We start from the raw sequence: 19958 nt of genomic DNA, 5'->3' as shown, positions 1-19958 counted from the left end.
CCTTTTCTATTTAATCAGTCGGATAGTAAATTTAACTCGCTATCCTCACTGAAATTATTCTTCTACAGGATAAAGCACCTTAGCATTGGCTTTAAGCGAATCGATCAAGCCACGGTAGTCTGCTTCACTGTATTGTGCGTTCAGACGTTGTTTAAGTGCATTAACTAGCTCATCACTCACACCTTCTGCAGCGTTGACTTTATCCAGTGCAACCACAGCATAACCGTTTGCTAAACCAACGGTATCGACAACAGGAGTTGTACTTGGTGTTGGCATTTGGAACGCTTTGCCTACAATCGCAGCATCAACGTCCTGCGCGCCACGGCCTAGTTTCGCTTTAGACACTAAACCAAGATCAGTTGCACCCGCTTTAACTTGTGCCATCAGTTCCTGTGCTTTTGCACGGGCGGCTTCGTTTGCTTGATCTTGCTTCAAGCGCTCAGTGATGTTGGCTTTCACTTCAGCTAAGGCCAAAGTACCCGCATCGTGATGTTCTTTCACTCGGATGACAACCACATGGTTAGGTTCAAGCTCAATCACTTCACTGTTTAAACCTTTCAGCATCACAGTTTCAGAGAACGCTGCTTTAACTAAGTCAGGCTTGTTTAGCTCAGCAGGTGCGTTATCGCGAGAAAACAGTGCTGTAGTCTTAACATCAACGCCAACAGCTTTTGCGGTTTCAGATAGTGTATCTGGCACTTCATAGCTGGTATCCGCTAATTTACTTTGTAAGCTATAGAACTGGTCAACCGCTTTCTTATCTTGCAATTGAGCCACTATCTTAGCTTTCACATCAGCAAACGGTACAGTCGCGCCAGATTGCACATCTAATAGCTTGATAATGTGGAAACCAAAGTCTGTTTTAACCACCGCAGAATGTTGGCCTTTATTTAATGCAAATAAAGCGGCATCAAATGCAGGGTCCATAACACCAGGTTCAAACCAATCCAGTTTACCGCCCTGCTCTGCACTCAAAGTATCATCAGAGTTCGCTTTAGCCAGATCAGCAAAATCGGCACCGCTATCTAATTGCTTAGCGAGATCTTCAGCCTTGGCTTTTGCTGCCGCTTCATCGCTACCTGGCATAACCAAAATATGCGCGGCAAGACGCTTCTCGTTAGAAACATATTGTGCTTTATGTTCTTCGTAATACGTTTGTGCTTCTTCATCAGAAACTGGATTATTTTTAGCAAAATCAGCAGCATTCAGTTCAACATATTCTAAGCTCACCATCTCAGGGCTCATAAACTGCCCTTGGTTTGCGTCGTAATAGTTTTTCACTTGCTCGTCAGTCACAACCGCTGTCGCTAAGAATGGTGCAGAATCGACAACAACATAGCGCACATCACGGGTTTGGCCTTGTAACTCAGCCAATTGCTTAGCTTCGCCAGGTAACACGAATTCAGTACCCACAAGGGCTGCAGTTAACTGACGACGGGTCATATCGACACGCATCATGTCTCTGAAAGTCTGTGGCTGATAACCTAACTGACGCAGAATCGCCTGATAACGATCGTTATCAAATTTGCCATCAGTTTGAAATGCCGGTTCAGCTCTCATTGCAGCAACAATTTGCTCGTCAGATACACGTAGACCCATAGCCTTAGCAGCTTGATCTATCAACTTGTCAGCCACTAAGCGTTCTAATACGCTCTGCTTAATGCTTTGTAAGTATTTTTCGTCAGCAGATAACGCAGCAAACATTTCACCTAGCTGTTGCTCCATGCGAGAGCGCTCGCTCTGGTACGCCTGCTCTAGCTCGGCTTTAGTGATCTTGTCACCGTTCACTTCTGCCGCAGGCACATCAGTTGTTGAACCTAAGTAACTACTGACTCCTGCAAATGCAAAAGATAAAATCACAAGTACGAGAATGCCTTTAGCAATCACGCCTTGCGAACCATCGCGGATCTTTTCTAACATCAGATTTCTCGCTTGTTGCGATTAACAAAATAAAAAGGCGCATCAGGTTGAGATGCGCCTTTCTGTAATTTATGGGGAATATTCAGACGCTACCACTGGTAAATTCTAAAACCCCGAGTAATGGTAGAAATTAAGCTTCATATTCCATTACTTTCAATTCGTAAAAAGCACTGATAAACAGTGCTTGTCATTACGAACGCCTTACAAAGGCTACGATATTAATGATTAATTAACAGCGTCTTTCAGTGCTTTACCAGCTTTGAATGCAGGAATTTTAGCTGCTGCGATTTTGATTTCTTCACCCGTTTGTGGGTTGCGACCAGTACGCTCAGCGCGTTCACGCACTTCAAAAGTACCAAAACCAACAAGAGAAATTTTATCACCTTCTTTCAGACCTTCGGTCACAGCAGCGATAAAAGAATCCAGTGCTCGGCCAGCAGCGGCTTTAGAAATGTCAGCACCAGATGCGATTTTCTCGATTAGTTCAGATTTGTTCATGTCATCCCCTTGAATGTAATTTTTTTTGCGCCGCAACCAAATCCGTCTCTAGAGCGGTCTGCGGAGGCTTTTATAACAAGCTTGAATTCAAAGTTCAAGCTGAGTTCGAAAACCAAAGAATTAAAACTGGATACAGCTCAAAGCCAGTTGCGCCAAGGGCTTGGAGCAGCTGGCTCTCCACAGACCTAGGCTACCACAGGTCTGCGCTTTGTTAAGCCCCTTTTTTCATTTTTTTTAACGCGATAGCGCAATTTCTTGCGTTATGCCAAGTTTTTAACCACTTCGAAGCCTTCCACTGGTCTTTCTAGGGCCAGTTTTAACACTTCATCGACCCAACGCACGGGACGAATTTCTAAATCGGCAATCACATTGGCAGGAATTTCTTCCAAATCACGCTCGTTTTCTTTTGGAATAAGCACCAATTTTATGCCGCCGCGGTGTGCTGCCAGCAGTTTTTCTTTCAAACCACCGATAGGTAACACTTCACCACGTAAGGTTATTTCACCTGTCATAGCCACATCAGCACGCACGGGGTTACCCGTTAAGCTTGATACTAACGCGGTACACATAGCCGCACCAGCAGATGGACCATCTTTGGGTGTCGCACCTTCTGGCACATGCACGTGGATATCACGCTTCTCGTAGAAATCAGCATTGATACCTAATTGTTCCGCACGGGCGCGAACAACTGTCATCGCTGCTTGAATCGACTCTTGCATCACGTCGCCAAGGGAACCGGTATAGGTTAACTTCCCTTTACCTGGCACTGAGGTTGCTTCAATCGTCAGTAAGTCACCGCCCACTTGAGTCCAAGCTAAGCCAGTCACTTGACCGATTTGGTTCTTAGACTCGGCTTTGCCGTAATCAAAGCGCTGCACGCCAAGGAAAGACTTAAGATTCTCTTGGTTGACAGTCACTGACTTAACTGACTTATCGAGCAAAATCATTTTCACGACTTTACGGCAAATCTTAGACAATTCACGCTCGAGTGAACGCACACCCGCTTCACGGGTGTAATAACGAATAATGCCAACGATAGCACTATCATCGACTTTAATTTCAGTGGCTTTTAAACCATTGCGCTCGATTTGCTTATTCAGCAAATGTTGCTTAGCAATATTCAGCTTCTCATCTTCGGTGTAACCCGATAAACGAATGACTTCCATACGATCAAGTAGTGGCCCAGGAATATCCATAGAGTTTGACGTTGCAACAAACATCACATCGGATAGGTCGTAATCGACTTCGAGGTAATGATCGTTAAAGGTCGCATTTTGCTCAGGATCTAACACTTCTAATAAAGCAGAAGCCGGATCTCCGCGCATATCAGAACTCATCTTGTCGATTTCATCGAGCAAGAATAACGGGTTTTTCACGCCGACTTTAGCCATCTTTTGAATGACTTTACCCGGCATAGACCCAATGTAAGTACGGCGATGACCACGGATTTCCGCTTCATCACGCACACCACCGAGGGCAACACGCACATACTTACGACCGGTCGCCTTAGCGATCGATTGACCTAGCGAGGTTTTACCCACACCTGGTGGCCCCACTAAACACAGGATTGGCCCTTTAAGCTGACGCACTCGGCTTTGAACTGCCAAATATTCCAAGATACGTTCTTTGACTTTTTCAAGACCAAAATGATCGGTGTCGAGTACTTCTTGGGCTTTGGCTAAATCACGTTTGATTTTAGAACGTTGGCTCCAAGGCACAGCCGTCATCCAATCGACATAACTGCGAACCACCGTCGCTTCAGCCGACATTGGTGACATCATGCGTAACTTGTTAAGCTCGGCGAGGGCTTTCTCTTTCGCCTCAGCGGGCATATTAGCCTCTTCAATCTTACGATTTAAGGCTTCAAATTCGTCATGGCCTTCATCTAAGTCACCCAGTTCTTTCTGGATGGCTTTCATCTGTTCGTTCAGATAGTACTCACGCTGACTCTTTTCCATCTGTTTTTTAACGCGAGTCCGGATACGTTTTTCAACCTGTAATAGGTCGATCTCCGATTCCATCATCGCCATTAAATATTCCAGACGTTCGCCGACGTTGACCATCTCAAGCACAGATTGCTTATCTTCAAGCTTAAGTGGCATGTGTGCGGCCATAGTATCGGCCAGACGCGCCGCTTCATCGATACCCGATAAAGAGGTCAAGACTTCTGGCGGGATCTTTTTGTTCAGCTTGATATAACCTTCAAACTGACCAATAGCACTGCGCACTAACACTTCTTCTTCTTTGTCTTCCAGCGGTTCTGATTCCAGATACTCAGCCTTAGCCACAAAAAATTCTGTTTCTTGGGTATAACGGGTAATACGGGCGCGACGACCGCCTTCAACCAGCACTTTGACTGTACCGTCTGGCAGCTTAAGTAACTGTAAAATAGAGGCAACCGTACCCACTTCGAAGATGTCATCTTTTGATGGTTCATCGAGCTCGGCATCACGCTGCGCCACTAAAATAATTTGCTTATCCTGCGCCATTGCCGTCTCGAGACATCGAATAGATTTTTCTCGTCCGACAAATAACGGAATTACCATATGGGGATAGACCACCACATCTCGCAGTGGCAGCACGGGGAGTTCGATATGCGCTTCACGCTCTTGGGTCATAGTTCGATTCCGTTTTGGTGAAATGGATTAATACTGGAGTATATTGGGACGCTTTATGGAGTTTCAATGGCTAATACGAAAAAAGGAGTCCATTGGACTCCTTGTTTTTCAGTTTATTAGCGATCAGTACAATTATTGTTCGCCTGATGCCACTTGGGCCTCATTGTGCTCGTAAATCAAGATTGGGGCTGATTCCCCTTTCACGACTGATTCATCCACAACGGCCTTCACCACACCGTCAACGGATGGGATATCGTACATAGTATCCAGCAGAATACTTTCAACGATGGAGCGTAGGCCACGGGCACCAGTCTTGCGAGACATGGCTTTGTGAGCAATCGCTTTAAGCGCATCTTCGCGGAACTCAAGCTCAACCCCTTCCATCTCAAATAACGCACTGTATTGCTTAGTTAGGGCATTTTTAGGTTGAGATAGAATTTGTACTAAAGCTTCTTCATCCAGCTCAGTCAGAGTCGCAACCACTGGCAGACGACCAATAAACTCAGGGATTAAACCGTATTTGACTAAATCGCCAGGTTCTACTTGTGATAACGTTTCAGAGATCGTCGCTTTCTCTTTCTCGCCTTTCACCTGTGCACCAAAACCAATACCCGAGCCAACGTGCGCACGTTGCTCAATCACTTTCTCAAGCCCTGCAAACGCACCACCACAGATAAACAGGATCTTAGAAGTATCGACTTGTAAGAATTCTTGCTGTGGATGCTTACGGCCACCTTGTGGTGGAACCGCGGCAACAGTACCTTCAATCAGCTTAAGCAGTGCTTGCTGTACACCCTCACCCGATACGTCACGGGTGATTGATGGATTGTCTGACTTACGGCTAATTTTATCGATTTCATCGATATAAACGATACCACGCTGCGCCTTCTCAACATCGTAGTCGCACTTTTGCAGCAACTTTTGAATGATGTTTTCAACGTCTTCACCCACATAACCCGCTTCAGTCAGCGTAGTAGCATCTGCCATAGTGAAAGGCACATTAAGTGAGCGCGCAAGGGTTTCAGCCAGTAGAGTTTTACCGCTACCCGTTGGACCGATAAGCAAAATATTACTCTTGCCCAGCTCGATACCATCTTTAGGCGATGCATTTTTTAAACGCTTATAGTGGTTATACACTGCCACAGAAAGCACTTTTTTCGCTCTGTCTTGACCAATAACATAATCGTCTAAATGTGCACGCAACTCATGTGGTGTCGGTAATTTATCGCTATCACGCTTTGGAGAGATTTCTTTAATCTCTTCACGAATGATGTCGTTACATAACTCAACACATTCGTCGCATACATACACTGATGGGCCAGCAATGAGTTTTCTGACTTCATGCTGGCTCTTTCCGCAAAAAGAGCAGTACAGCAATTTACCGCTGTCACCATTATTTTTGTTGTCGCCCATTAATTACCTCATTTGCAGTCTGCTCTACTGCCTGTCTTAAATTTGCTTAACTTTTACAAAGCATAGCTCAGTCAAAAGCAAAAATCAGCCGCGTTTCGTCATCACAGAGTCAACTAAGCCATATTCGACGGCTTGAGTTGCACTCATAAAGTTGTCACGATCGGTATCGCGTTCAATCACTTCGAGCGGTTGACCTGTGTGTTCAGCGAGCATTAGGTTAAGCTTATTTTTAATGCCTAAGATTTCTTTGGCATGAATAGCAATATCTGATGCTTGACCTTGGAAACCACCCAGCGGTTGATGGATCATCACGCGAGAGTTTGGTAGACAGTGACGCTTACCCTTCTCACCACCAGCTAACAAGAAAGCGCCCATACTGGCGGCTTGGCCGATACAGACAGTGCTAACATTCGGTTTAATAAACTGCATGGTATCATAAATCGCCATGCCTGCGGTGACAGAACCACCAGGGGAGTTAATGTATAAAAAGATATCTTTATCTGGGCTTTCTGATTCTAAGAATAATAATTGCGCCACGATAAGGTTTGCCATGTGTTCTTCAACTTGACCTACCAAAAAGATAATCCGCTCTTTCAACAAACGAGAATAAATATCGTATGAGCGTTCACCCTTAGCAGTCTGTTCGATCACCATAGGCACTAAAGCACTTTGTATGTCTGACGCAATATGCATTATTCACTTCCCTAAATAAAAATGGCTCGCATGAGGAGCCTCATACGAGCCATTATAAATGGCGAACAGCTAATCAAGTCAAGCTTAGCTTATGCGCGACCGGTAGCCTTGTTCATAAATTCTTCAAAAGCGACTTGTTTTTCGGTCACTTTGGCAGATTTCAACAGTGCTTCAACCGCTTGCTCTTCTAAAGCAACGTTGCGCATGTTTTGCATCAGCTCTTTGTTGCTGTTGTAATAAGCAACAACTTCACTTGGATCTTCGTAGGCAGAAGCCATAGAAGCGATCAAGCCTTGTACGCGTTCATCTTCCGCTTTCAGTTCGTTAGTCTTGATGACTTCGCCTAATAGCAGACCGATTTTAACACGACGTGCAGCTTGTTCAGTGAACAATTCAGCTGGCAGTTCTGGCATGTTAGCCGATTGGCCGCCAAAACGTTGCATGGCTTGTTGACGCAGAACGTTAACTTCGCCATCGATCAATGCTTTTGGCAAAGTGATATCGTTGTTAGCTAACAGACCATTGATCACTTGCTCTTTCACGTTAGCTTTTAACGCTTGCTCAAGTTCACGGTTCATATTTTTACGGATTTCAGTTTTAAGGGCTTCTAAGCCACCTTCGCTGATACCAAACAGAGCAGCAAACTCATCGTTTACTTCTGGCAGGTTAGCCGCTTGCACTTCAGTCAGTGTAATCGCGAACTTAGCCGCTTTACCTTTCAGGTTTTCAGCGTGATATTCTTCAGGGAAGTTCACGTCGATAACAAATTCTTCGCCCGCTTTGTGACCTAAGATACCCGCTTCAAAACCTGGGATCATACGGCCGCTACCTAATTGCAGTTCAAAATCATCAGCTTTGCCGCCTTCAAATTCTTCACCGTCAACTGAGCCAACAAAGTTCATTTTCACTTTGTCGCCATCAGCAGCTTCACGCTCAACAGCAGCGAAAGTCGCGTGTTGTTTACGTAAGGTTTCAATCATAGTGTCAACGTCAGCGTCAGTCACTTCAGCTTTTGGTTGTTCTACTTCGATTGCATCTAAGCCTTTCAGCTCAACTTCTGGATAGATTTCAAAGGTAGCGATAAATTCGAATTTTTCGCCATCAGTAGAACCAGGAACAAAAGTCGGTGCACCCGCTGGGTTTAACTTCTCAGCAATAATTGCTTCGATGAAGTTACGTTGCATCACTTCACCCATGATGTCTTGACGAATCGCTGCGCCGTAACGTTTGTTTATAACAGTAACAGGCACTTTACCAGGACGGAAACCTGGGATACGAGCACGCTTAGCTTCACGTTGTAAACTGTCTTTAACCAGCTTTTCAATTTGTTCAGCAGGAACAGAAATGGTCAGGCGACGCTCTAGGCCTTGGGTTGCTTCAACAGAAACTTGCATTGTTTTACCTCGAAATTTGTCTAACGTCCTTTGTAATAGCCGATTCATCAACTATTCAGGTATTCGTTTCTTGATCATTAAATTTGACTACAATGCCCACCACAACTGGCTTTAGGCACAGGTCGCTCATAGTTGATATCTATCAAGACGCGACATTATAGCCACCGTTTTCTGCAGAGTCGAGCCTCAACAGCCGAATCTGGGGTATAAAAAAAGCGACACAAGGTCGCTTTTTTTAATTTGTACTCAAAGTACTAAAAATGGGGTGACTGATGGGGCTCGAACCCACGACAACCGGAATCACAATCCGGGACTCTACCAACTGAGCTACAATCACCACTGAAACTGGTACGCCCGGCAGGATTCGAACCTGCGACCACCCGCTTAGAAGGCGGGTGCTCTATCCAACTGAGCTACGGGCGCATGGTTTACAGAATTTTCTGTATCCTAACCGATTTGGAAAGCATTTATGCTAACCCTATCACTCGCCTATTTGAGTCCAAATTATCTTTGAATTCATTGAAGCAAACGATAACAAAGTGGTCGGTGATAGAGGATTCGAACCTCTGACCCTCTGGTCCCAAACCAGATGCGCTACCGGACTGCGCTAATCACCGAAGGTCTTACATTTTACTTGGTATCAACTCAGAGGGTTCCCTCTGGTCCGCTCTCATCCAAAATCTGGATGCGCTATCGGACTGTGCTAATCACCGAAGGTCTTACATTTTACTTGATATCAACTCAGAGGGTTTCCTCTGGTCCACTCTCATCCAAAATCTGGATGCACTACCGGACTGCGCTAATTACCTAAGGTCTTACATGACAGTTTCAGCGCAAGATGAACACATCTGCCTGAGAACGGAGCGCATCTTATCCCCTCACTTTACACCCGTCAACGATTTTTTTATCGTTCGACTCTAGGTGCTGAATTATCAGGCTAATCTGGTTTTTTTTATCCACTTGGCAACGGCTTTAACCATGACACAGTAGCTGTGCCCTGTTAAAATAGCCACGATTGCCAATCTCTGTGTTAACTACTGTTTTCACCATCGCCCATATAAAGGATATCCTACACCCATGACAGCCCAAATAATCGACGGCAAGGCGATTGCTCAATCCATCCGCACTAAGCTCAGCGAAAAAGTCACCGCCCGCAAAGAGGCTGGACAACGCGTACCGGGTTTAGCCGTAATATTAGTGGGAGCCGATCCGGCATCACAAGTTTATGTTGGCAGTAAACGTAAGGCTTGTGAAGAAGTTGGATTTCTTTCTCGTTCATACGATTTAGAAACAAACTGCACTGAAGATGAATTACTCAACCTGATTGATAGTCTTAATGATGATCCGACAATTGATGGCATCTTAGTGCAACTGCCATTACCCGCACATATCGAAGACTCAAAAGTCATCGAGCGTATCCGCCCAGATAAAGACGTCGATGGATTTCACCCGTACAACGTCGGCCGTTTAGCCCAGCGTATTCCGGTGCTGCGCTCTTGTACCCCAATGGGCATAATGACACTCATCAAATCCACCGGCGTTGATACCTATGGTTTAGATGCTGTTGTGGTTGGCGCATCGAATATTGTCGGCCGCCCAATGACCTTAGAGTTGCTGCTTGCTGGCTGCACCACCACTACTTGCCACCGCTTCACTAAGAATCTCGAACAAAAAATCCGTCAGGCAGATCTCGTGGTCGTTGCAGTGGGTAAACCCGGCTTTATTCCTGGCGAGTGGATCAAGCCTGGCGCGATTGTAATAGATGTGGGTATTAACCGTTTAGATAACGGCACCTTAGTCGGCGATGTGCAATATGACATTGCTGCGCAAAATGCCAGCTTTATCACTCCAGTCCCCGGCGGTGTCGGCCCGATGACGATTGCAAGCCTATTAGAAAACACCTTATATGCCGCCGAGCAGTATCATGACTAGGTTCTAGGTTCTAGGTTCTAGGTTCTAGGTTCTAGGTTCTAGGTTCTAGCAAGCATAAAAAAACCTGCATGATGCAGGTTTTTTATTTGCTGAAGATTTTCTTGAATTAAAAATATAGCGAATAAGCTTATTTCTTGCGCCAAGTGGTGCCACTCGGGCCATCTTCGAGCTCAACGCCTAACTCATTCAAACGGTTACGCGCCACATCCGCAGCAGCCCAGTCCTTTTCAGTACGAGCACGGTTACGTTCAACGATTAAAGCTTCGATTTCAGCCACTTCATCATCACTACCGCCGCCTTGGAAGAAAGCTTCAGGCTCTTGGCTTAATAAGCCTAAAACATCCGCTAATTGCTTCAAGGTGACTGCTAATGCCGATGCCTGTGCCATATCGGTCAGTTTTAAACGATTGATCTCACGCACCATGTCAAACAGGACTGAGTAGGCTTCAGGTGTATTAAAGTCATCATCCATCGCCGCTTTAAATTTCGCGACAAACTCTTCTGCTGGCGCCGCAGCGACAGTCAAGTCGACATCTTTAATAGCCGTATACAAACGCTCTAAAGCTGAACGAGCTTGTTTCAAGTTATCTTCTGAATAGTTTAGTTGGCTACGATAATGGCCAGATAACAGGAAATAACGCACAGTTTCAGCATCATAGTGACCAAGTACATCGCGAATGGTAAAGAAATTGCCTAACGACTTAGACATTTTTTCACGGTCAACCATCACCATGCCAGTGTGCATCCAATAGTTAACGTATGGGGTGTCATGGGCACAGCAAGACTGGGCGATTTCGTTCTCATGGTGCGGGAACTGTAAGTCAGAGCCGCCGCCATGAATATCAAAATGTAGACCTAAATGCTTACTGTTCATGGCCGAACATTCGATATGCCAGCCAGGACGACCCGGTCCCCATGGCGATTCCCATGTCGGTTCGCCAGGTTTAGACATTTTCCACAACACAAAATCCATTGGATTTTGTTTGGTTTCGTCCACTTCAACCCGAGCACCGGCTTGCAGTTGATCTAAATTCTGACCCGATAAACGGCCGTAATCAGGATAGGAAGCCACGCTGAAAAGCACATCACCATCGCTAGCAACATAGGCATGGCCACGGGCGAGTAATAACTCAACCATGTCGATGATTTCGGCAATATGCAGGGTAGCGCGCGGTTCAAAATCGGGGCGCAACATATTTAAGGCATCGAAGTCTTGGTGCATTTCACCAATAAGACGCTCGGTTAAGGCTTCACAGCTTTCGTTATTCTCGTTAGCGCGCTTGATGATTTTGTCATCAACATCAGTAATATTGCGCTGAAAATTCACTTCATAACCCGCGTAACGCAGGTAGCGCACTATCATGTCGAAGGAAACAAAAGTACGGCCATGACCAATATGACAGAGATCGTATATGGTCACACCACACACGTACATCCCAATTTTCCCGGGATTAATTGGCTTAAATTCCTGTTTTTGGCGGGTAATACTGTTGTAAATCTTCAACATCGATATTCTCTTCAATGATACATTCAGGTGTAAAATCAAGGAGTCAGTCTATCACGGCCTGACAGGTTTTGAATACTGCACTTTGCGCGCAATCCGAGATAAGTTAGAATCGCGCCACTATTTACACTGAGTATGAAAACATGATCACATTACACACTAATTTGGGCGACATTAAACTGCAACTGAACGCTGAGAAAGCGCCGTTAACAGTAGCAAACTTCATGAAATATGTTGACGAAGGTTTCTTCGACGGCACTATCTTCCACCGTGTGATAGACGGTTTCATGATCCAAGGTGGTGGCTTCAACGAAGACATGAGCCAAAAGCGTTGTAACGAGCCAGTGAAGAACGAAGCCAATAACGGTTTATCAAACCGTACTGGTACTGTCGCTATGGCGCGTACTTCAGATCCACATTCAGCTACTGCGCAGTTCTTCATTAACGTGAACGACAACACTTTCCTCGATTTTAAATCAGAAACCTCACAGGGCTGGGGCTACTGCGTATTCGGCGAAATCGTTGAAGGCATGGACATTATCGAAAAAATCAAGGCCGTTAGCACTGGCAACCGTGGTATGCATCAAGATGTGCCATTAGAAGCCATTGTGATTGAAAAAGTCAGCGTCGCGGCATAATACGGCGAATGCGAACTCTATTTATAGGCGATCTGCACCTGAGTGCAGATCGCCTTGATATCACCCAAGCGTTCACTCGCTTTCTCGACACTGAACTCGATGATGCTGACGCCCTTTATATCCTAGGCGATTTGTTTGAAGTCTGGGTTGGTGATGATATTGCCTTGCCTTTTGCCCTAGACATCGCCGAAAAACTCAAGCAAGTATCACAAAAGTTACCCGTGTATTTTATCCATGGCAACCGTGACTTCATGCTAGGCAAACAATTTGCGCGCGCCGCAGGCATGCAAATTTTACCCGAAGTCACTCGCCTCAATTTATACGGTGTCGACACTGTAATTTTGCACGGCGACAGCTTATGTACTTTAGATAAGGCCTACCAACGCTTTCGAAAACTGCGCAGTTTATCGCTGTCTCGTTGGCTGTATGGTTGTTTATCCAAGAAAACCCGTCAGGGCATTGCTGATAAAATTCGCAGCAAGAGCAAGAACAGCAATAAGCAAAAAAGCTACACTATCATGGATGTAGAGCCCAATGCGGTCGATGTGTTATTTGCCAAGACACACACTAAGCATATGATCCACGGACATACCCACAGACCGGCCATTCATCAACTTGCTAATGGCTGTAAGCGTATAGTGGTTGGCGATTGGTATGAACAGGGCAGTGTGCTCAGTGTGAGCGCTGAGGGGATTAATTTACAGTCCTTACCCTTCGACCCGACGATGACCTAAAGGCATTGGCTTAAGTAGGCCTCATTTAGCGTTACTTAAGCTTAAATGCCTTAAATTTTTAGCTTTAATAGCTTGAAAATACTGTGATTAACGGTTTTTTCGAACCGTTAATCGTTTCTGCTATATGGACTTAACTCTACTCGTTTGGGGAAGCAAAGCCGTTCAAATTAATTTAATAGAGGCGACCCACTGTGGAAACGAAACTCATCATCCTGCGCCAAAATCAACTCAGCTTCTAACTCGCCAAAGTACTTCACTCGCTCGCTAATATCCTCAGGTGAAACCAACTGAGCTAACGCAAGATAATCTTGATAATGTCGAGCTTCAGAACGCAGCAGTGACACATAAAACTTACTCAACTCACCGTCTAAATAAGGCGCGAGTTTAGCGAAGCGCTCGCACGAGCGAGCCTCAATATATGCCCCTACAATCAACTTATCCCGCAAAATATCTTTCTCATGGGTTGTCACATGACTCATCATCCCCTTGGCATAACGACCCGCGCGAATATTGCGGTAATCAATACTGCGCTTGTGCATTAAATCCAATACTTGTTCAAAATGATGAAACTCTTCTTTAATCAAGCGGATTAAAGGTGAAACTAAATTCGCAGCAAACTTAAAGTTGGGCTTAGGTATAAGGTCAGTTACCAACTCATTCTTTTTCACATCACGGGCTAAAAAACTTTCCACATCATGTTCTTGCGAATAAATAAACTCTTCATAGGGTTTAGCCCACGCCAACAGGGTTCGACCACTGTCTTTATCTAACGCATATTTTCGTAGCAAAAAAATCGCTGTCTGAGCGGCTTTTAACTCACAGTTACAATGGTCGATCAGCAACTCATCCAAGGAATCTGATTTTATCGCAACATCAATCCAAGTTTGCGGTGTTTCACAGTGAAGAAATGCGTGGATGGGGGCAAGAAGTTGCAGCATGGACTCACTCAATATCATTCTGAATATCGCGCTATTTTACGCATATTTACTCATAAGCTATAGCATTAGGCTTAAGTAAACTTGACGCGCTGAACTTTTTGTTCAATAAATAATCTACACTCTAAAGAACTGAGATCCTGATCACACAGCCTCTCACTTCTCTATGTGTAACCAATCGATGGATAAAGAGACAGGACACTATTTTAACCTCGATTGTAGAGCTGTTATCAGCTCGTCTGACGTTTGGCGAGCCATTCATCAATGCTGAACAAGGATAATTATAATGATACTGAATCACTTAATGGGGCTATACACTCATCCAAAACAAGAGTGGCAAACAATTGAAAAAAACCATGAGGCACTGAAAAGTAGCTTAAGTCATGTAGTACTTATCGCCTTAATCCCGGCGGTGTGCAGCTATATAGCTACGGCTTACATTGGCTGGAATCCTGGCGCTGGCGATCCTATTTACCTTACACCACAAAGTGCCCTGTTTATGTCCGCAGGCATGTATTTAGGCCTAATTGCAGGCGTATTTGCCCTTGCCTATTTAGCCTATTGGATGGCAAAAACCTTCGATGCTAACCCAACTTACACCCAAGCATTAGAGCTCGCATCCTACACTGCAACCCCGTTGTTTATGGTCGGTTTAGCCGCATTATATCCAGTGCTATGGTTTATCATGATAGTAGGGTTGATTGGTTTAGCCTACTCAGTGTATTTACTGTACGCGGGGGTGCCTATCATTATGAATATCCCTGAAGAGAAAGGTTTTATCTACGCCAGCTCTATGGTGACAGCAGGCTTAGTACTCTTGGTGGGGCTAATGGCAACTAGTGTCATTTTATGGAGCTTAGGCTTTGGTCCTATGTACCAATAACCATTTTAATTCATCACAAATTTAATCAACAGCAACTCAAGCTCTGCGTCACAATTGTGATTTGTAGCAGAAAATAAAAAAGAAGGCCGCAAAGGCCTTCTTTTTTGAGTTGAATTAACGATTTGAGCGAGTTAGCAGATCAGTTTGACTCATTCAGTCAAACTGCTCCACTTAAGCAAAATCACTCGAAAGAATCACGCAGCGCTACGGTTAAGTTAAACACTAAATTATCCGGCGATGAATCTTTACTGTCAGCGCAGAAATAGCCTTCACGCTCAAACTGATAGGCTTGTTCCGCAGGTGCATTCACTAAGCTTGCTTCTGCAAAACCTTGTACAACGATCAATGATTCAGGGTTCAACACCTCATCCACAGTCTCTGCCGCAGCAGGATTAGGATCGGTAAATAAACGCTGATAGAGACGGAATTCAGCAGGTTTAGCAGTAGATGCCTCAACCCAATGGATCACGCCTTTAACTTTACGGCCATCAGCAGGGTTTTTACCTAAAGTTTCAGGATCATAAGTACAGTAAACCGTCATGATATTACCTTCGCTGTCTTTGTCACAACGTTCAGCTTTAATCACATAAGCATTACGTAAACGCACTTCTTTACCTGTAACTAAGCGTTTGTATTGTTTGTTGGCTTCTTCTTTAAAGTCAGCCACATCAATCAATATTTCTCGGCCAAAGGCTAATTCACGCGTCCCCATGCTCTCATCATTTGGATGAGCGGCCGCTTGAATGTACTCAAGTTCACCTTCAGCATAGTTTTCAATGATAACTTTCAATGGACGCAATACGGCCATCGCACGCGGTGCATGTTCGTTCAATTCTTCACGAATACACGCATCTAACATGCCGACTTCAATCATATTCTCTTGCTTAGTCACGCCGATACGTTGACAGAACTCGCGAATTGACGCTGGTGTATAACCACGGCGACGTAAGCCTGCAATCGTTGGCATACGAGGGTCATCCCAACCTGACACGAGTTTACGGGTCACAAGGTCGTTCAGCTTACGTTTAGACATCAAGGTATATTCGAGATTTAAGCGAGAAAACTCGTATTGACGAGTACGATTCGGCGCTTGAAAATCGTTCAAATTATCCAACACCCAATCGTATAAACGACGGTTGTCTTGGAACTCTAATGTACATAAAGAGTGGGTAATATGTTCTAACGCATCAGAAATACAGTGCGTGAAGTCGTACATTGGGTAAATGCACCACTTGTCACCTGTTTGATGATGATGGGCAAAACGAATACGGTAGATGATAGGATCGCGCATACACATGAATGGCGATGCCATATCAATTTTGGCACGCAATGCGCACTCGCCTTCTTTAAAACCACCGTCGCGCATCTTAGCGAATAAGGCGAGGTTTTCTTCGACTGATGTGTCGCGGAAAGGACTGTTTTTACCTGGCTCTTTTAACGTACCACGGTATTCACGGGTTTCATCTGCATTCAAAAAACACACATAAGCCAAACCTTTATTAATCAGTTCAACCGCATATTGATGTAACTGATCAAAATAGTTTGATGAATAGCGAACATCGCCATCCCACTGGAATCCAAGCCAACGCACATCCGCCTGAATAGAATTAACATAATCAATGTCTTCTTTTTCAGGATTAGTATCGTCAAAACGTAAATTACACAGACCGTTATAGTCTCGCGCTATCCCAAAATTTAAGCAGATAGATTTAGCATGACCAATATGAAGATAGCCATTCGGTTCCGGCGGGAAACGAGTCTGTACACTCGTGTGCTTACCGCTTTGTAAATCTTCATCTATGATATTACGAATAAAGTTACTCGGACGTACTTCAGTGTCCACATGACTCATGGAATTCCTCTTTGCGAACAATGGCAATTTTAAGAAAACCAGCATGATCCTACAGATCACCACTAGTTACAATGCCTAGGGTTAAAAACTCTGGTTTTTGACTGTTTAGGGTTATAACCGCGATAGTAAAACAATAAAAGCAGCCATGAAAGCTGCTTTTATCTTTGACCTAACTAAGCTGACATTTATTATTCAGTCATGCTGACTCAGTAAATCTTACTCGGTGATAATGCGGATCCCAGGAATAATCTGCTGGCTTCTTTTACCCTTACGTTTCAACCACAGATAAAAAGCGGCTAATGCAAACAAGAAGAAACCAATCCACAGACTTGATTGAACTGGGTGCTGCGTAAAGGTAGCGGCTTGATAAACTACCGTTGCAGAACCATAAGCCAGTGAGAAAGTCCACGTTGCCGCGAACGTCGCCCACCGAGAACCAAACTCATGCACTAAGGCGCCCATTGCCGCAACACAAGGAGTATAAAGTAAGATAAACAGCAAATAGGAGAAAGCCGCAACTTTACCACTAAAACCTGCTTGTAAAGCACCGAAAGTCGATGTCGCAACACCTTGTTCTTCAGCAACGGTTTCTTTATTGGTTAAATCACCGACCGACAGTTTAAGCGGATCTTCAAGATCTAAACCAAACAAGTTAGCTGGAATCGTTGCCAGAGCCGCATTAAAGCTTTCACTCAATGGTGCAAGTTCTTCATCTGTCGGCGCCGCGCTGCTGTATAGACTGTTTAAGGTACCAACAACCGCTTCTTTGGCGAAAATACCCGTGATAATACCGACGGTTGCAGGCCAGTTATCCTGCTCTATGCCCATAGGCGAGAAGATAGGCGTGATTTTTTGACTCGCGACACTCAGCAAAGATGCTTGGCTATCTTCATGGCCAAATGTGCCATCAACACCAATAGCATTGATGAAGTTCAATAAGGTCACGACTAGAACAATCGTTTTACCTGCGCCTAAGATAAAACTCTTAGTGCGTTTACCTGTACGAACCATAACAGCTTTCAGCTTAGGTAGTTCATAACTTGGCAGCTCCATCACCACAGCGCTACTGCTGCCGGGTAATAAAGTGCTTCTGAGTAATAAACCCGTACCGATAGCGGCAAAGATACCAATAATATACAGCAAGAAGACTAAATTCTGACCTGAATCAGGGAAGAAAGCCGCCGCAAATAGTGCATAAACAGGAAGACGTGCACCACAGGACATAAATGGTGCCATCATCCCTGTCACAATACGCTCACGCTCACTGCCTAAGGTTCGCGTCGCCATAATTGCAGGCACTGAACAACCAAAACCGACAATCATAGGAACGAATGCTTTACCAGGCAGGCCAATACGACGCATTAAACCGTCAACCACAAATGCAGCGCGCGCCATGTAGCCAGAACTTTCGAGGATCGACAAACCGAGGAAAAGCGCCGCAATAACAGGAATAAAGGTTGATACGGTTTGAATGCCTTGGCCGACACCGCCCGCTAAGATAGTGACCAACCAAGCCGGAGAGCCCATGCTCGTCAAGAATGAACCGAAGTGTTCGACAAACAGTGCGCCAGCAAAAACATCAAAGAAATCAATAAAAGCACTGCCAATATTAATGCTGAACATAAACATCAAATACATCACAAACAAGAACACAGGAATGCCAAGCACAGGATGTAAAACGAGTTTATCTAATTTGTCACTGAGGGTGAGGAACCCTGACTCTTTCACTGAACCTTGAAAAACTTGTTCAACGAAATTAAAGCGCGTGGTCGCCACCATCACTTCAATATCATGGCCTTGCTGAGCGATAATCTGAGTACAGGAATTCACTTCATCCTGCAGTTCAGCATTTTTACAGCTACCACAACCTGAACCATTACCTAGCATAGCCAAAGCACGGCCGCGACTTAATTGGGCATCTTTGCTGCAGAGTAACTGCACGCCCGCTTCAATTTGTTCATCATAATGAAGCACTAATGGGGCTTCTGAGACTCGGCCTTGAAGTAAATCGAGTACCTGTGCCTGCACTTTAGCGACATCGGCAGGATCTCGCGAACACACGCCAATCACAGGGCAACCCAGCTCTTGGCTCATTTTCTTTAAATCGACTTTAATCCCACGTTTGACAGCCGAATCAATTTTATTCAGCACCACTACCATAGGGATAGCGAGTTCACGCAATTGGGCCGTGAGATATAAGTGACGTTCGATATTAGTGGCATCGACTAAATTGATAATGCCATCGACACGTTGCTCGGCAAGGTATTGCTGCGCAATTTGCTCATCAAGTGAACAATCGCAACTATTACCCGCAGGAAGAAGGTCGTAAATACCCGGTAAGTCTGTCAGATAGACGTCAGCACCGTTTAAGGTGAAATGACCAGTCTTTTTTTCGACCGTAACACCAGACCAGTTACCCACTTGTTGATTTGCGCCTGTTAGCGCGTTAAAGAGTGTAGATTTACCCGCGTTAGGGTTTCCTACTGTGACGCAATGAAACTGCTTAGCCATTCGTCTTTTCCACCTCAATGATGTCTGCCAAATCTCTGCGCATACAAAGTTTACTACCACGAATATCCAGTTCGAGACCAGAACCCATAGGTGCGTATCGGATCAATAAAAAACGCGTATTTGGCGTGATCCCCATGGACAACAACTTGCGCTTCACGGTTTGTGGCAGCGCCAAACGCCCCACTTCAGAAATAAGACCGCGATCGCCGGGACTGAGTTCGCTTAACTTCATTACGTATTCCACCTTGCAACAGGTTCAGCTCGAAAAACTGCGCCCATTGTAACCGAGCGATGACACTAATAACTTTACCTAGATCAAGATTTTTGATTGGTAACGATAATAGTTTTCAATTGTGTTGGGTATTATGTGATAAAAATTCCAATGAATAAACGACCAACCGAAAATAAAAATCTGCACCTTTGCATTAGTGAC

The 19958-nt window shown here is 44.8% G+C and carries 15 protein-coding genes and 3 tRNA genes; 4 read left to right on the top strand and 14 right to left on the bottom strand.

Annotated elements, in window-relative coordinates; genetic code table 11:
* Nucleotides 1-54 precede the first annotated feature (54 nt).
* The 9 genes from GWI56_RS03900 to GWI56_RS03860 all read right to left on the bottom strand — a co-directional run bounded on the left by GWI56_RS03900 (nt 55) and on the right by GWI56_RS03860 (nt 9153).
* Entirely contained in the window at nt 55-1920 is a 1866-nt protein-coding gene (locus GWI56_RS03900; RefSeq protein ID WP_198572196.1) for a SurA N-terminal domain-containing protein, read from the bottom strand.
* Between the two features lie 225 nt (nt 1921-2145).
* Complete coding sequence (gene hupB / locus GWI56_RS03895; RefSeq protein ID WP_006081127.1) at nt 2146-2418, bottom strand: nucleoid-associated protein HU-beta; 273 nt, start codon at nt 2416-2418, stop codon at nt 2146-2148.
* A 260-nt stretch (nt 2419-2678) separates the two neighbouring features.
* A complete protein-coding gene (gene lon, locus GWI56_RS03890) occupies nt 2679-5036 on the bottom strand; it encodes an endopeptidase La (protein ID WP_105252934.1) in 2358 nt (785 codons plus the stop codon).
* Nucleotides 5037-5168: 132 nt separating this feature from the next.
* A complete protein-coding gene (gene clpX, locus GWI56_RS03885) occupies nt 5169-6449 on the bottom strand; it encodes an ATP-dependent protease ATP-binding subunit ClpX (protein ID WP_028760467.1) in 1281 nt (426 codons plus the stop codon).
* Nucleotides 6450-6533: 84 nt separating this feature from the next.
* A complete protein-coding gene (gene clpP / locus GWI56_RS03880; protein ID WP_198572195.1) occupies nt 6534-7142 on the bottom strand; it encodes an ATP-dependent Clp endopeptidase proteolytic subunit ClpP in 609 nt (202 codons plus the stop codon).
* A gap of 89 nt (nt 7143-7231) precedes the next feature.
* On the bottom strand, nt 7232-8536 hold the full coding sequence (gene tig, locus GWI56_RS03875; protein WP_028760469.1) for a trigger factor: 1305 nt from the start codon (nt 8534-8536) through the stop codon (nt 7232-7234).
* 261 nt (nt 8537-8797) lie between these two features.
* A tRNA-His gene (locus GWI56_RS03870) sits at nt 8798-8873 on the bottom strand.
* Between the two features lie 9 nt (nt 8874-8882).
* Nucleotides 8883-8959 (bottom strand) — tRNA-Arg (locus GWI56_RS03865).
* A gap of 117 nt (nt 8960-9076) precedes the next feature.
* Nucleotides 9077-9153: transfer RNA gene (locus tag GWI56_RS03860), tRNA-Pro, on the bottom strand.
* Nucleotides 9154-9613: 460 nt separating this feature from the next.
* Between GWI56_RS03860 and folD the strand changes: the two genes are divergently transcribed.
* Entirely contained in the window at nt 9614-10468 is an 855-nt protein-coding gene (gene folD, locus GWI56_RS03855) for a bifunctional methylenetetrahydrofolate dehydrogenase/methenyltetrahydrofolate cyclohydrolase FolD (RefSeq protein WP_198572194.1), read from the top strand.
* Between the two features lie 127 nt (nt 10469-10595).
* On the opposite strand, the gene cysS is transcribed toward folD, so the two are convergent.
* Nucleotides 10596-11975, bottom strand: a complete 1380-nt coding sequence (gene cysS / locus GWI56_RS03850; RefSeq protein WP_198572193.1) for a cysteine--tRNA ligase — start codon at nt 11973-11975, stop codon at nt 10596-10598.
* A gap of 140 nt (nt 11976-12115) precedes the next feature.
* Here cysS and GWI56_RS03845 point away from each other — a divergent pair, with 140 nt between their 5' ends.
* Entirely contained in the window at nt 12116-12610 is a 495-nt protein-coding gene (locus GWI56_RS03845; protein WP_198572192.1) for a peptidylprolyl isomerase, read from the top strand.
* Nucleotides 12611-12618: 8 nt separating this feature from the next.
* Nucleotides 12619-13344: a UDP-2,3-diacylglucosamine diphosphatase gene (locus tag GWI56_RS03840; protein WP_198572191.1), complete on the top strand. Its 726-nt coding sequence runs from the start codon at nt 12619-12621 to the stop codon at nt 13342-13344.
* Nucleotides 13345-13511: 167 nt separating this feature from the next.
* On the opposite strand, the gene miaE is transcribed toward GWI56_RS03840, so the two are convergent.
* The gene (gene miaE, locus GWI56_RS03835; RefSeq protein WP_113938855.1) at nt 13512-14282 is read right to left on the bottom strand and encodes a tRNA isopentenyl-2-thiomethyl-A-37 hydroxylase MiaE; all 771 of its coding nucleotides are present in this window, start codon (nt 14280-14282) and stop codon (nt 13512-13514) included.
* A 283-nt stretch (nt 14283-14565) separates the two neighbouring features.
* Between miaE and GWI56_RS03830 the strand changes: the two genes are divergently transcribed.
* On the top strand, nt 14566-15162 hold the full coding sequence (locus GWI56_RS03830; protein WP_105252940.1) for a Yip1 family protein: 597 nt from the start codon (nt 14566-14568) through the stop codon (nt 15160-15162).
* 181 nt (nt 15163-15343) lie between these two features.
* Here the strand turns inward: GWI56_RS03830 and glnS are convergent, their stop codons facing one another.
* From glnS to GWI56_RS03815, 3 genes are all read right to left on the bottom strand, one after another.
* Nucleotides 15344-17014 (bottom strand): glutamine--tRNA ligase, encoded by a 1671-nt coding sequence (gene glnS, locus GWI56_RS03825; RefSeq protein WP_105252941.1) that lies wholly within the window; start codon nt 17012-17014, stop codon nt 15344-15346.
* 216 nt (nt 17015-17230) lie between these two features.
* On the bottom strand, nt 17231-19525 hold the full coding sequence (feoB, locus tag GWI56_RS03820; RefSeq protein WP_198572190.1) for a Fe(2+) transporter permease subunit FeoB: 2295 nt from the start codon (nt 19523-19525) through the stop codon (nt 17231-17233).
* On the bottom strand, nt 19518-19757 hold the full coding sequence (locus tag GWI56_RS03815; RefSeq protein WP_028760477.1) for a FeoA family protein: 240 nt from the start codon (nt 19755-19757) through the stop codon (nt 19518-19520). The genes feoB and GWI56_RS03815 overlap by 8 nt, the downstream gene beginning before the upstream one ends.
* Between the last annotated feature and the right edge of the window lie 201 nt (nt 19758-19958).

The organism is Shewanella sp. DW31 (assembly GCF_015767295.1).
GTDB classification, from domain to species: Bacteria; Pseudomonadota; Gammaproteobacteria; order Enterobacterales; family Shewanellaceae; genus Shewanella; species Shewanella oncorhynchi.
The sequence above is the reverse complement of the archived record's forward strand: the minus strand, read 5'-3'. Positions and strand labels throughout refer to the sequence as shown.